Source organism: Chryseobacterium sp. AC405b (assembly GCF_979258685.1).
This window is the reverse complement of the sequence record NZ_OZ409877.1, coordinates 2,787,914-2,801,062: the sequence shown is the minus strand read 5'-3', so window position 1 is coordinate 2,801,062 and position 13,149 is coordinate 2,787,914. Positions and strand designations below refer to the sequence as shown.

The window sequence follows — 13,149 nt, the reverse complement described above, 5'->3', positions numbered from 1 at the left end:
ATAAAACATTTATTTTTAATAAATTTAAAATAATAATTCCAGGCTTTTGTTTGGAATTATTTTATTGATATATTTGCAAAAAATTTTGATGAAAAAAATATTTGGTTTTTTAATTTTATCTTTCGGATTAAACTTTTCTTACGCTCAAAGCTTTATTCAGGCTTATCAAAACAGAGCGAATCTGGTTACGCAGACCAATATCACTACAAATTTGCAGGAGTTTTCTAATTTTGGTGTTAAAACTACAGGTTCTGCAAATAATGCAAACGCTTTAAACTGGCTTAAAAATAAATATCTGTCATACGGATATTCTGCAAGCCAAATAGTTGAAGACCCTTTTTCTTATACATCTGGAGGTAATACAATTAATTCAAAAAATTTAGTAATTACAAAAACAGGTACAGTTTATCCCAATACATTTGTGATTATCTGCGGGCATTTCGATAGTATCAATGGTCCATGGAGTAAATGATAACGGCAGCGGAACATCTATAATTTTAGAAGCGGCAAGAATATTAAAAGATGTACCCACAGAATATTCTATTAAATTTATTCATTTTTCAGGAGAGGAACAAGGTTTGAGAGGAAGCAGCCATTATGCAAATACCGTTGCTTATCAGGGAACAAATCGTATTCTGGATATAAAATTGGTTTTCAATCTAGATCAGGTAGGTGGTAAAGTAGGTAATAATAATAACACCATTTTTTGTGACGAAGACATGGGCGGAAACCCCAATAATACTTTAGCTTCAGCTGCCGTAACTCAAGAGCTGGTTACACTTACAGGTCTTTATTCACCTTTATTGACAGATATTGACGAAGCAGAAAATACAGATTATATTCCGTTTGAACTGAAAGGTGAAGTGATTACAGGTTACTTTGAGAAAATAAGAAGCAATCATCCTCACACATCCAGCGATACTTTTGCCAATACAGATCCTGTATATATTTATAATGTCGGAAAAGCATCTGTAGGAGCTCTTCAGCATTTCGCTGTAGCCACAACCTCAATTTTAGCGACAAATGAAAATTCTGTAAATGAATTAGAAAATCTTACGATTTATCCCAATCCTGCAAAAGATTTCATTCACCTTGAATTACCAAAGAGTGTAAAAGATTTTACTTTCGAATTAACAGACTTAGTCGGTCATACTGTTTTGAAAACGGATAATCAGACTAAAATAAATATCTCCGGAATTGTAAAAGGAGTTTATTTGGGACATATAAAAACAGATCATCATACCGTTGTAAGAAAAGTGATGATCAAATAATATCTTAAGATTAAAAACCTGCAAATTGCAGGTTTTTTTTATTGATTTCTTTCAAGAAGTATTTTCTCAATTTCAGTGAGTGAAAAGTTTTTAGCTTTCAGTAAGATTAAATAATGGTAGAGCAAATCTGCAGCTTCATTTTTAAACAAATCATCATTGTTATCTTTAGCTTCTATCACCAATTCTACAGCTTCCTCTCCTACTTTTTGGGCGATTTTATTGATGCCTTTTTCAAATAAAGAATACGTATAAGATTCTTCTACTTTGTCATCAATTCTCTGTGAAATTTTTTCTTCGAGCTCATACAGAAATCCTTTAAAATCCTTTTCACCAAAGCAGCTGAAACTTCCAGTATGGCAAACCGTCTCTTTTGGAATCACCTTAATTAAAATGGTATCCTGATCACAATCTATCTGAATATTTTTTACGGTAAGAAAATTTCCCGACTCCTCACCTTTTGTCCACAATCTGTTTTTTGAACGGCTGAAAAAAGTAACGACTCCGTCATTTTTTGTTTTATTGAATGCTTCTTCATTCATATAACCCAACATTAAAACCTGTAAAGTTCTGTCATCCTGAATAATTACAGGAACCAATCCGTCTGTTTTATAAAAATCTATTTTCATCGTACGTTTATATTTCTATTCTTTAATTCGTTTTTTAAATCATCAATTCTTATTTCACCAAAATGAAAAATGCTTGCTGCCAAAGCTCCGGTGGCTTTAGTGAGATTAAAAACATCTTCAAAGTCTTCAATTTTTCCTGCACCACCGGAAGCAATAACCGGAATATTTACATTTTCAGAAATGAGTTTTGTCAATCTCAAATCAAAACCATTTTTAGTTCCGTCTCCGTTCATTGACGTTAGAAGAATCTCTCCGGCACCAAATTCTTCTGTTTTTTTTGCCCAATCCAAAGTTTGTAAATGAGTCAATTCTCTACCGCCTTTCACAAAAACCCAATCAGAATCATCGATGAATTTTGTGTCAATTGCCACAACGATACACTGACTGCCAAATTCTTTTGCCAACTGAGAAATCAGATTCGGATTTTTTACCGCAGAAGAATTGATACTTATTTTATCTGCTCCCGCTTCCAGCAATTTTCTGACATCATCAACAGAAGAAATTCCGCCGCCAACGGTAAATGGAATACTCAATTCTTTTGCAATATTTTTGACCAGTTCTGCAAAAGTTTTGCGTTCTTCAATCGTAGCGGTAATATCTAGAAAAACCAATTCGTCAGCACCTTCATTTTCGTATTTTTTTGCTAATTCAATAGGGTTTCCGGCATTGATCAAATCTTCAAAGTTGATTCCTTTTACAGTTTGTCCGTCCTTAATATCCAGGCAAGGTATAATTCTTTTTTTAAGCATTCTGAATAAAATTTTCAAGTTGATTCAACGATATTTTTCCTTCGTATATTGCTTTCCCGATGATTGTTCCGGCACAGCCAATTTCTTTCATCAGATACACATCTTCAATGCAGGAAATTCCGCCGCTTGCAACTAATTGAATAGATGTTTTATTTAGAATTTCCAGATATAATTCTTTTGATGCACCTTGCAACATTCCATCTTTTGAAATGTCAGTACAAATCACATTATGAATTCCTTTTTGTTGAAAATCAAGAATAAAATCGATTACATTTTTATCACTTTCTTCCAGCCAGCCAGCAGTTTTTATTTTCATATTTTCACAATCTGCTCCGAGAATTATTTTATCAGCTCCATATTTTTCAATCAGTTGATAACAAAATTCAGGATTCTGAACGGCGATACTTCCGATTGTAATCTGTTGTGCACCAGAATTAAAAGCGGTTTCAATATCTTCTTCAGTTTTCAGACCGCCACCAAAATCAATGTGTAATGAAGTTTCTTTTGCAATACTTTCCAATACTTTTTGATTCACTATATGTCTCGATTTTGCACCATCCAAATCAACCAAATGCAGAAACTGAATTCCGTTATCTTCAAATTCTTTGGCAACTTCAAGAGGATTTTCATTGTAAATTTTCTTTGTACTGTAATCGCCTTTTGAAAGTCTCACACATTTTCCGTCGATGATATCTATGGCAGGAATTATTTTCATTTTTAATTGTTTATTTTAAATTTTTAAAAAATTTTCAAGTATTTTATTTCCTGTTTTACCTGATTTTTCTGGATGAAATTGAGTTGCAAAGAAATTATCTTTCTGTAATGATGCACTGAAAGGTAAAATATAATCACAAACAGAAGTTGTATTTTCTGATAATTCGCAATAAAAACTGTGAACAAAATACAAATCATTTTCTTCAGAAATTTCCAAAAATAATGGTGATTTTAAATCTGAAACTGTATTCCAACCCATATGTGGAACAATATTTTTTGCAGGAAATTTCTTTACATCAATATCGAAAATTCCCATACCGACCGTATTTCCTTCTTCATTATTTTTACACATCAGCTGCATTCCCAGACAAATACCCAAAACAGGCTGTTTCAAACTTGGAATTAATTGATCTAAACCTTTTTCCTGCAAGAGTTTCATGGTAGATGAAGCTTCACCAACTCCCGGAAAAATAACTTTTTCAGCATTTTTTATCACATCAAAATTATCGGTAATAATAGAATTTGCTTCTAATCTTTCTAATGCATTCTGAACAGAATTCACGTTTCCTCCGTTGTATTTTATAATGGCTATCATTTTATAAGCTTCCTTTTGTAGATGGTAAATTGTAGTTTTGATCGCTCTGATTGACTGCCATTTTTATCGCTTTAGCAAATGCCTTGAAGATAGATTCTATCTTGTGATGCTCATTTTCTCCTTCCGATTTTATATTCAAATTGCATTTCGCAGAATCTGTAAACGATTTGAAAAAATGCTGAAACATTTCCGTCGGCACATCGCCAATTTTTTCTCTTTTAAAATCAGTATCCCAAACCAACCAGGACCTGCCTCCAAAGTCAATGGCAACTTGGGAAAGACAATCGTCCATCGGAAGTAAAAAACCATATCTTTCAATCCCTTTTTTCTTTCCTAAAGCCTGTAAAACCGCTTCTCCAAAAACAATTCCTGTATCTTCAATCGTATGGTGCTCGTCAACCTGCAAATCACCATTTACCATAACGTTCAGATCTAAATTTCCATGCTTTGAAATCTGTTCCAGCATATGATCAAAAAAATGCAGACCTGTTGAAATTGTAGAATTTCCGCTTCCATCAAGATTTATTTCGACCTCAATTTCTGTTTCATTTGTTTTTCTGAAGACTTTGGCTTTCCTTGGAATTTGTTTTAAATATTGATAAATTTCGCTCCAATCTTTTGTTGTGAGTTCAGCATTTTTATTTTTGAATTCATTGATAAAAATAGCTTTTGAACCTAAATTTTGGGCTAATTGAATATCTGTCAATCGGTCTCCAATCACGTAAGAATTTTCCAGATCATAATTTCCATAAATATATTTTCCAAGCATTCCAACTCCAGGCTTTCTGTTCGGTGAATTTTCATGTTCAAAACTTTGATCAATCAGAATATCATCGAAAATAATTCCTTCATTTTTAAAAGCTTTCAACATTTTTTCTTGAGGCTTATTAAAATCTTCAAAAGGAAAACTTTCAGTTCCTAAACCGTCCTGATTGGTAATCATGACCAATTCGTAGTCAAATTCTTTCGCAATTTTGGATAAATTTTGAAAAACCCCAGGATAAAATTCAAGTTTTTCCAGTGAATCAACCTGAAAATCAAATGGTGGCTCAATAATCAATGTTCCGTCGCGATCTATGAATAATACTTTTTTCATTTTTAAATATTTTTTAGAGCATATATTAGCAGTTCATTTTCATCTCGTTTTCCGACATTTATTCTGATACAATTTGGAATTTGCGGAAATCTTTTGCTTGTCAGAATTTCATGATCTAATAATTTTTTATAAACTTTTTCAGCATCTTTAAATTCAATAAGAAAAAAATTGGCGTCCGTCGGAAAAACTTTTGCGATGCATTCTACATTTCCAAACTGATATTTAAGCCATTCTCTTTCTTTTAAAATTTCATTTAACCGGGTTTGAAAATCTTCAATTTGTTCCAGCTTTTGCAAAACCAAATTCTGGCTCAGAAAATTCACATTATAAGGTGATTTTACTGTATAAATAAGATTGGTAATTTCTTCTGAAGAAAATGCAATTCCAACTCTTGCTCCTGCCAATCCCCAAGCTTTGGAAAAAGTCTGCAATACAATTAACTTTGGATAATTCTTAATCAATTCTAAACAAGATTTCTGCTGTGAAAATTCAATGTAGGCTTCATCGACAACTACAATTCCTTTAAAATTTTTGATGTAAAATTCAATATCTTCAATAGAATTTCCAGTGGGATTATTGGGCGAACAAAGAAATAAAATCTTAGGTTGGTTTTCTTTTATACTGCTTAAAAACTCTTCCTTCATGATTTCAAAATTTTCATTAAGAGAGAGTTGTACAATTCTATTTTCATTAATCGAAGCATAAAATCCATACATCGCAAAAGATGGATTCATCACCAAAATAGAATCCCGCTTTGGTTCACAAAAAATTTTTATAATTAAATCAATCAATTCATCACTGCCGTTTCCCACTGCAATCTGATTGGCTGAAATCTTTTTAACATTCGCAACTTTTTCTCTTAAGCTCTTGTGTGTAGAATCCGGATATCGATTAAATTCACCAAACGGACTTTCGTTAGCATCCATTAATAAAGGATTTTCAAACTGATTTTGATCTCTGAAACTGACGTAAGGTTTCAACTCCAATATATTTTTTCGGACTAAATTCTGTATATCTTCTGTGGTCATACTGATTGTTTTAATCTAATGGATACTGCATTCTTGTGTGCTAAAAGACCTTCTGCTTCCGCCATGAGTTCTATGGTTTTTCCTAAATTCTGTAATCCTTCTCTCGATAAATTCTGAAATGTAATTTTCTTCACAAAACTGTCTAAAGACACTCCACTGTAATTTTTGGCAAAACCATTTGTTGGCAGTGTATGATTGGTTCCACTAGCGTAATCTCCTGCACTTTCGCAAGAATAATTTCCGAGAAAAACCGAACCTGCATTTTGAATTTTATCAATATAGTTTTCAAAATTTTTAATAGCTAAAATCAAATGTTCCGGAGCATACAAATTGCTGAATTCTAACGCTTCATCAATTGAATTCAACAAAATAAAGTGGCTGTTATTCAAAGATTCCTGAGCAAATTCATTTCTCGGAAGTTCTTTGATTTGCTTTTTGACTTCCTCAATGGTATACTTTAAAACTTTCAAATCTGTTGCAATAAAAATCACCTGACTGTCACTTCCATGTTCAGCCTGAGACAAAAGATCTGCTGCACAAAATTCCGAAATTGCATTTTTATCAGCGATAACCAGAACTTCACTCGGTCCTGCAGGCATATCTATGGCAACGCCAAAACTTTGAGCAAAATCTTTTGCCGCAACCACAAACTGATTTCCCGGACCGAAAATTTTATATACATTCGGAACAGACTCTGTTCCCAAAGTCATGGCTGCAACAGCTTGAGCTCCACCAATTTTAAATATTTTTGAAATTCCGCAAAGCTTTGCTGTGTACAAAATCGAAGGATTAATGTTTCCATTTTTATCCGGTGGTGTACACAAAATTATTTCTTTGCAGCCAGCCAGTTTTGCAGGAATTCCCAACATTAAAACTGTTGAAAATAAAGGAGCAGTTCCTCCGGGAATGTAAATTCCTACTTTTTCTATAGCACGGTTTTCTCTCCAGCAGATGACGCCTTTTGTAATTTCTATTTTCTGAATTTCAGTTACCTGAGAAGCGTGAAATTTTGTGATATTTTCTTTGGCAGTCTGAATAGCTAGTTTTAAATCTTCCGAAATACAATCTGCAGCTTTGTCTATTTCATTTAAACTTACCGACAGTTCATTAATCTTTGCCGAATCAAACTTTTCTGCATATTTTATTAAAGCCTGATCTCCAAATCTTTCAACTTCTTCGAAAATTTCTTTGATTATTTCTGAAATTTCCTGCTTTTTGAAACCCGGTCTTTTTGTAAGTTCAGACCAAGTTGTTTTTTCTGGATTTTTGTAAGTATTCATATTAAATAACCATTTTATCAATTGGAATTATGAGTATATCCTGTGCACCGTTTTCTCTCAATTCATCAATGACTTCCCAAAAACGTTCTTCATCAATCACGGAATGAAGGCTGCTCCAACCTTCTTCAGCTAAAGGAATGACCGTCGGGCTTTTTAAAACCGGAAGTACATTTGCAACAGCTTTAATCTTTTCATTAGGAACATTCATCAAAATATATTTGGAGTTTTTAGCTTTCAAAACAGCTTTAATTCTGAATAGAAATTTTTCGAGAATGATTTCCTTTTCATTATTCAGCTTAGGATTTTTGGCAAGAACAGCTTCTGATTTAAGAATCGTTAATGTTTCTCTTAAACCATTTTTAAACAGCGTGCTTCCTGAACTCACAATATCACAAATTCCATCTGCCAATCCGATATTGGGAGCAATTTCTACTGAACCCGAAATCACATGAATTTCTGCAGAGACTTTATTTTTATCTAAAAAATCTTTTAAAGTATTCGGATAAGAAGTTGCTATTTTTTTACCTTGAAAATATTCTAGCTGATCTGTACTGACATCTTTTGGAACAGCCAGAGAAACCCGGCATTTGGAAAAACCAAGTTTGTGGATTACTGAAATGTTTTTTTTCTTTTCTGCCAAAAGATTTTCACCAACGATGGCAATATCTACCACTCCATCTTCCAGATACTGAGGGATATCTGAATTTCTGAGAAACATAATTTCCATGGGAAAATTGTCTACCGATATTTTCAGCTGGTCTTTTCCGTTGTTGATAGAAATCCCGCAATCTTTCATAAGCTGCAGAGATTCTTCATACAGTCTTCCGCTTTTTTGAATTGCAATTTTTATTGTACTCATTTCACTTTTTGTTGTGTCTGAGTATTAACTGGAATCATTGTAAAATTTCTGAAGAGAAATCTGGAAACAAAAAAACCGTCTGTATACTCAGACGGTTTAATTTTTATAATATTATTTTAACACAAATATCAATCAATTCCGTCTTAGCAGAGATGATGATAATGATGAAGTGTTAAAAAATTCGGTTTCATTTTTGAAATATTGTGTGACAAATGTAGGGCTAATTTTTAAACTGCCAAATAATTTCAGAATAATTCAGAATAATTTTTGATAAAAATTCATCAGTTTATGAGCAATTGGTTCATCATTGAACTTCTGAACGAACTCAAAACCCTTATCAGAACGCCGTTTTCTTTCTGATTCGCTTTCCCAGAGAAATTTTATTTTTGACTGTAAATCTAAATAATTTTTAGGATCGATGTAAACAGAATCAGCTCCACCTGCTTCAGAAAGACAACTTGTGTTACTTGTAATCGTTACAGTTTTTGAAAATAATGCCTCAATTACCGGAATTCCAAAGCCTTCAAAAAAACTTGGGTAGACAAAAATATCGGCAAGCTTGTAAATCGCCGCCAATTCATCCATAGAAACCCCTTCTAAAAAATGAACTTGTTTTTCCATTTTATTTTTTTGGATGAAATCCTGAATTTTCTTGAAATATTTTGTTTTTCTTCCAACTACAACTAAAGGAATCTCAGTTTTATCAATTGCTTTTACAATGTTTAAAAGGTTTTTACGCTCTTCAATTGTTCCTACATTCAGGATAAATCTTTCTGGTAAATTGAATTTTTTTTTGGTTTTTTGAATGAATTCCTGTGATTGTTTATCTTTAAATGTATGATGACAACCTTGAAAAATAACTTCAATCTTGGTTTCAGGAACTTTTAAATAATGAATGATATCCTGCTTGGTCTGTTCTGAAATGGCAATAATTTTATCAGCCGTTTCAGCTGCTTTTTTAAACTTCCAAAAGTGAATTTTTCGGTCAAAGAAAGAATAATATTGTGGATAACGCATGAAAATCAAATCATGAATGGTCACCACTTTTTTGATGGGAGTTTTGTCCCATTTTAGAGGTAATTCGCCAGATAATCCGTGAAAAATATCGGCATTTTGCGATTGCGCATCTTTCCCCATTTTAAACTGACGTGAGAATTTTCCTTTTGAAGATTCTATAAAATGAACATTATTTTTTTCTAGAATTTCTTTTCCTCGATCAGATTTATTTTTATTGAGAAGAAGATATTCGTTTTCCGGAAAATATTGTGATAAAATTCTCACCAAATCTCTCGAGTAATTTCCTAAACCCGAAGTATTGTGAAAGAAACGCTTTGCATCAAATGCTATCTTCATGACTCTTCACTGGGCTTAATGATATCCTGAGAATGCTGTTTTTTCTTCCAGTGTTCAGATTTTTTTCCATAAAGAAAAATTCGTCCCAGTTTATACTTAAATTTAAGATGCCCTTTAAAATCTGTTCCCAAAAGACGGTAAGGTGTATTGGGATCCTGTTTTAAAACCTCATTTATGGCTTCTGTAAAAACTCGTGGTCCCGTAGTACTGTGCACATCGTTTGGATACCTGTGTGTGTTAATATTATCAACAACTTTCTCTAATGTTAATTTTAAAAAAGGATGATTTTTATCTGATATAAGCGCCCATTGACAATATAATCCAGGATTACCTTCATGGCTTATCACAGCGGTATCATCATGTCGTAAGAAATTATTAAACGGAGTTTTTACATAGGAATCTATATCTATATATATTCCCCCGTATTTATATAAAACAGCATATCGGAAAAAATCTGCTTTGGCAGCACCAATGGTCAAGCTTTTATAGGCTCTTAAATATTCTGGACTGTATTCTTTTTCAAAAAACTCCAGGATTTTTTCATCATCATAAAAATGATAAATCCACTCGGGGTTTTTCTTTTTCATTCTCCCAATATAAAACCTCGTGATCCAAGGAAGATCAGAGGTTTTAAATGTTTGAAATATATTTTTTGGAATTGCCATTATTACAATTTAAACCGCAACATTATTCTCTCTCAAAGCATCATTCAATGATGTCTTTTTATCTGTAGATTCTTTTCTCTGACCAATGATCAAAGCACAAGGAACCTGAAATTCTCCTGCCGGATATTGTTTTGTATAACTTCCAGGAATTACAACAGAACGTGCAGGAACTCTACCTTTTATTTCGATAGGAGTTTCGCCGGTAACGTCAATAATTTTAGTTGAAGCCGTTAATACGACATTTGCTCCCAAAACTGCTTCTTTTTCAACGTGAACGCCTTCTACAACGATACATCTTGAACCAATAAAACAATCGTCTTCAATGATAACCGGGGCTGCCTGAAGGGGTTCTAAAACACCACCAATTCCTACACCACCGCTTAAGTGAACGTTTTTACCAATCTGTGCACAACTTCCAACAGTTGCCCAAGTGTCAACCATCGTTCCTGAATCTACATAAGCACCAATGTTTACATAAGAAGGCATCAAAATAACGCCAGATGCGATGAAAGAACCTTCTCTAGCAACAGCATGAGGAACAACTCTTACCCCTTTTTCAGCATAATTTCTCTTCAACGGCATTTTATCATGAAACTCAAAAGTGACCTACTTCAATAGTTTCCATTTTCTGAATCGGGAAGTACATTACTACTGCTTTTTTTACCCATTCATTTACCTGCCATCCGTTTTCTGTAGGTTCAGCAACACGAAGCTTGCCTGAATCTAAAAGAGAAATAACTTCTCTGATAGTTGCTTTGCTGTCTTCGTTTTGTAATAATTCTCTATGATCCCAGATATTTTCAATAGTTTGTTGTAACGACATGTTTTTAGTTTAAATCAGTTTAATAAATATGTTTTCAAATATACAAAAAGTTGAGCAAAAGCCTTTGAAAGTTGCGATTCTGAAAGCAAATTTATTTTAAAATAGGATGAATTTTTATTACAAAACTCTTTGGGCATGAAGGTAAGCTTTGTTCCAGTATTTTTCGTTGAGTGATGAAATGATAACACCTTTTGATGTGGAAGCGTGAATGAATTTTACTTCACCATCGTTTTCAATGGTATGAACAATTCCTACATGAGAAACTTTGCTTCCACCAGCTGTTGCAAAAAATAAAAGATCACCCGGCTTAGCATCTTTTATATCAATATTATTACCTGCATTGGCTTGATCAGCTGATCGTCTTGGCAGTTTTAAACCATTTTCATCAAATACTTTTGTTGTTAATCCTGAACAGTCAAAACCGGAAGACGTATTTCCTCCGAATTTATAAGGTGATCCCAGATAATTTTCAGCATCTTTTAAAATACTTTTCATTGAGCCGGAAATTTTACCGTCAAACTTAGAGTCTAATTTCCTCAGATTTTCTGATTTTGAAACTGCTTTCGCCGATGAATTCTTTGAATTTGTTACATTTTTTGAACTTCCACATGATATAACAAAAGTCAAAATTATCAAAATTGCAGTTTGCTTTAAAACCGATCTGTATTTTACTGATTTGGGACTCATTCCTGTAGATTTTATTAACCCTGTAATTAATAGTACAAATATAAATAATAAATTTTAATTATATAATAACTATACTACAACTATACTATAATTATATGTTAAAATTATAAGTCTATAAAATTATTAGTATATTTGAAAATTATTTTTGGGAATGGCAACATACGAAAGCTTCATAAAACTTAACGGAACTGTAGGAGATTTAGTTTTTTATAATCTGAATGGCAAAAATGTCGTTCGTAAAAAGAGCGGATTTAATAAAAATGCTTTTAAGAAAAGTCCGTCTTATGAAAAAGTTCGTCAAAACAGTTCAGAATTTGGTCATTGCTCAAAAATCGGAAAAATTATCAGGCAATGTCTCGAGATTTACATTAGAGAATGTGACGATGCCCTACTCTATCAGAAGTTTGCCAAGCTGATGACTGAAATTAAAGATTTGGACCTGGTTTCAGAAAAAGGAAAAAGAACTGTAAAAAATGGGATAATTTCTGAACCAGGAAAACAGATGCTGAAGAATTTTCAATTTGGAACTATTCAAAATCTTGAAAATGCTTTGTCTATTTTTACTGGTTTGTGGGATTACAGTTTGGTTTTGGATAAAAGCATCAATGTTGATGAGATAACATTAGAGACTTTATATATTGATTTTGAGGAATATCAGTCAAATCATTTAAGTGAAACTATATCCGTAGAAAAAACACTAAACGAATATGTATTTCAAAAACAATTTATTGAGGAAGTGCAAATTCATTTTGTAGTTTTAAAGAAAGACCGTAAAATTATCCAAATGGGATTTGTCTAGAAAACAAAAAAACCTGTAAACAAAAGCTTACAGGTTTTTAGATTTTATAATTTAAAATATTATTTATTTTTTTCTCCGATCCAAACACCACTTCTTGGTGGAGTCGGTACTGCGTTGGTCCAGTTTCCGCTTCCTTTTTTATCACGAGCTAAGGTTCCTAAAAATTGACCGTCAGCAGGCAAGCCCAAGTCTGCAGTAAGCTGTCCAGAAGCATCTAAACGCCCTGAGATATTATAATTTTCATTATTATCGTCAGAATGCATTGTTCCTGTTACCTTACCATCGCTTGCTACTACAAAATTCCATGATCCTTTATCATTTCCGCTGTAAGTTCCTGACCAAGTTCCGATGTAATCGTAAATTGTTTCGTCATCAGCAGTACATCCAATTAATAAAAAAGTTGTCACTAAAAGTAAAAAAAGTTTCTTCATAGCTTTTTATATGGTTTGATAAAGTTTTGTTTTGTGGAGAATATGGGGATCGAACCCACCACCTTTAGACTGCCAGTCTAACGCTCTAGCCAGATGAGCTAATTCCCCTTAATCTTTGTACTTTTCATACGAAGCGGTACAAAAGTAAGTAATTAAACGATAATTGCAAATAT

At 32.9% G+C, this 13,149-nt stretch carries 15 protein-coding genes, 1 tRNA gene and 1 pseudogene; 3 read left to right on the top strand and 14 right to left on the bottom strand.

All coding sequences use genetic code 11. From position 1 onward, the window contains the following. The first annotated feature begins 88 nt into the window (after positions 1–88). On the top strand, positions 89–472 hold the full coding sequence (locus ACZZZA_RS13400) for a hypothetical protein (RefSeq protein WP_463432529.1): 384 nt from the start codon (positions 89–91) through the stop codon (positions 470–472). After that, entirely contained in the window at positions 453–1,271 is an 819-nt protein-coding gene (locus tag ACZZZA_RS13395) for a M28 family peptidase (protein ID WP_463432527.1), read from the top strand. Before ACZZZA_RS13400 ends, ACZZZA_RS13395 begins: the two co-directional genes overlap by 20 nt. Positions 1,272–1,309: 38 nt before the next feature. On the opposite strand, the gene hisIE is transcribed toward ACZZZA_RS13395, so the two are convergent. From hisIE to ACZZZA_RS13335, 12 genes and pseudogenes are all read right to left on the bottom strand, one after another. Further along, positions 1,310–1,897 carry a bifunctional phosphoribosyl-AMP cyclohydrolase/phosphoribosyl-ATP diphosphatase HisIE gene (gene hisIE, locus ACZZZA_RS13390; RefSeq protein ID WP_463432525.1) on the bottom strand — a complete coding sequence of 196 codons (588 nt, stop codon included), beginning with the start codon at positions 1,895–1,897 and terminating at the stop codon, positions 1,310–1,312. Continuing rightward, a complete protein-coding gene (hisF, locus tag ACZZZA_RS13385; protein WP_463432523.1) occupies positions 1,894–2,646 on the bottom strand; it encodes an imidazole glycerol phosphate synthase subunit HisF in 753 nt (250 codons plus the stop codon). The genes hisIE and hisF overlap by 4 nt, the downstream gene beginning before the upstream one ends. Beyond that, on the bottom strand, positions 2,639–3,361 hold the full coding sequence (gene hisA, locus ACZZZA_RS13380) for a 1-(5-phosphoribosyl)-5-[(5-phosphoribosylamino)methylideneamino]imidazole-4-carboxamide isomerase (protein ID WP_463432521.1): 723 nt from the start codon (positions 3,359–3,361) through the stop codon (positions 2,639–2,641). Before hisA ends, hisF begins: the two co-directional genes overlap by 8 nt. Before the next feature lie 15 nt (positions 3,362–3,376). Beyond that, complete coding sequence (hisH, locus tag ACZZZA_RS13375) at positions 3,377–3,955, bottom strand: imidazole glycerol phosphate synthase subunit HisH (RefSeq protein ID WP_463432519.1); 579 nt, start codon at positions 3,953–3,955, stop codon at positions 3,377–3,379. A 1-nt stretch (position 3,956) separates the two neighbouring features. Next, complete coding sequence (hisB, locus tag ACZZZA_RS13370; protein ID WP_463432517.1) at positions 3,957–5,051, bottom strand: bifunctional histidinol-phosphatase/imidazoleglycerol-phosphate dehydratase HisB; 1,095 nt, start codon at positions 5,049–5,051, stop codon at positions 3,957–3,959. 2 nt (positions 5,052–5,053) lie between these two features. After that, positions 5,054–6,079, bottom strand: a complete 1,026-nt coding sequence (gene hisC / locus ACZZZA_RS13365; RefSeq protein ID WP_463432515.1) for a histidinol-phosphate transaminase — start codon at positions 6,077–6,079, stop codon at positions 5,054–5,056. Next, complete coding sequence (hisD, locus tag ACZZZA_RS13360; RefSeq protein WP_463432513.1) at positions 6,076–7,359, bottom strand: histidinol dehydrogenase; 1,284 nt, start codon at positions 7,357–7,359, stop codon at positions 6,076–6,078. Before hisD ends, hisC begins: the two co-directional genes overlap by 4 nt. 1 nt (position 7,360) lies before the next feature. After that, positions 7,361–8,218, bottom strand: a complete 858-nt coding sequence (gene hisG, locus ACZZZA_RS13355; RefSeq protein ID WP_463432511.1) for an ATP phosphoribosyltransferase — start codon at positions 8,216–8,218, stop codon at positions 7,361–7,363. Positions 8,219–8,473: 255 nt separating this feature from the next. Beyond that, positions 8,474–9,571, bottom strand: a complete 1,098-nt coding sequence (locus ACZZZA_RS13350) for a glycosyltransferase family 4 protein (protein WP_463432510.1) — start codon at positions 9,569–9,571, stop codon at positions 8,474–8,476. After that, on the bottom strand, positions 9,568–10,236 hold the full coding sequence (locus ACZZZA_RS13345; RefSeq protein WP_463432508.1) for a glycosyltransferase family 32 protein: 669 nt from the start codon (positions 10,234–10,236) through the stop codon (positions 9,568–9,570). The genes ACZZZA_RS13350 and ACZZZA_RS13345 overlap by 4 nt, the downstream gene beginning before the upstream one ends. Before the next feature lie 9 nt (positions 10,237–10,245). Next, positions 10,246–11,059 (bottom strand): annotated as a pseudogene (locus ACZZZA_RS13340) (2,3,4,5-tetrahydropyridine-2,6-dicarboxylate N-succinyltransferase). Between the two features lie 117 nt (positions 11,060–11,176). Beyond that, complete coding sequence (locus ACZZZA_RS13335; protein ID WP_463432506.1) at positions 11,177–11,746, bottom strand: C40 family peptidase; 570 nt, start codon at positions 11,744–11,746, stop codon at positions 11,177–11,179. Between the two features lie 151 nt (positions 11,747–11,897). Here ACZZZA_RS13335 and ACZZZA_RS13330 point away from each other — a divergent pair, with 151 nt between their 5' ends. Beyond that, complete coding sequence (locus tag ACZZZA_RS13330; protein WP_463432504.1) at positions 11,898–12,545, top strand: hypothetical protein; 648 nt, start codon at positions 11,898–11,900, stop codon at positions 12,543–12,545. 59 nt (positions 12,546–12,604) lie between these two features. On the opposite strand, the gene ACZZZA_RS13325 is transcribed toward ACZZZA_RS13330, so the two are convergent. Then, the gene (locus tag ACZZZA_RS13325) at positions 12,605–12,976 is read right to left on the bottom strand and encodes a hypothetical protein (RefSeq protein WP_463432503.1); all 372 of its coding nucleotides are present in this window, start codon (positions 12,974–12,976) and stop codon (positions 12,605–12,607) included. 34 nt (positions 12,977–13,010) lie between these two features. After that, positions 13,011–13,084, bottom strand: a tRNA-Ala gene (locus ACZZZA_RS13320). Between the last annotated feature and the right edge of the window lie 65 nt (positions 13,085–13,149).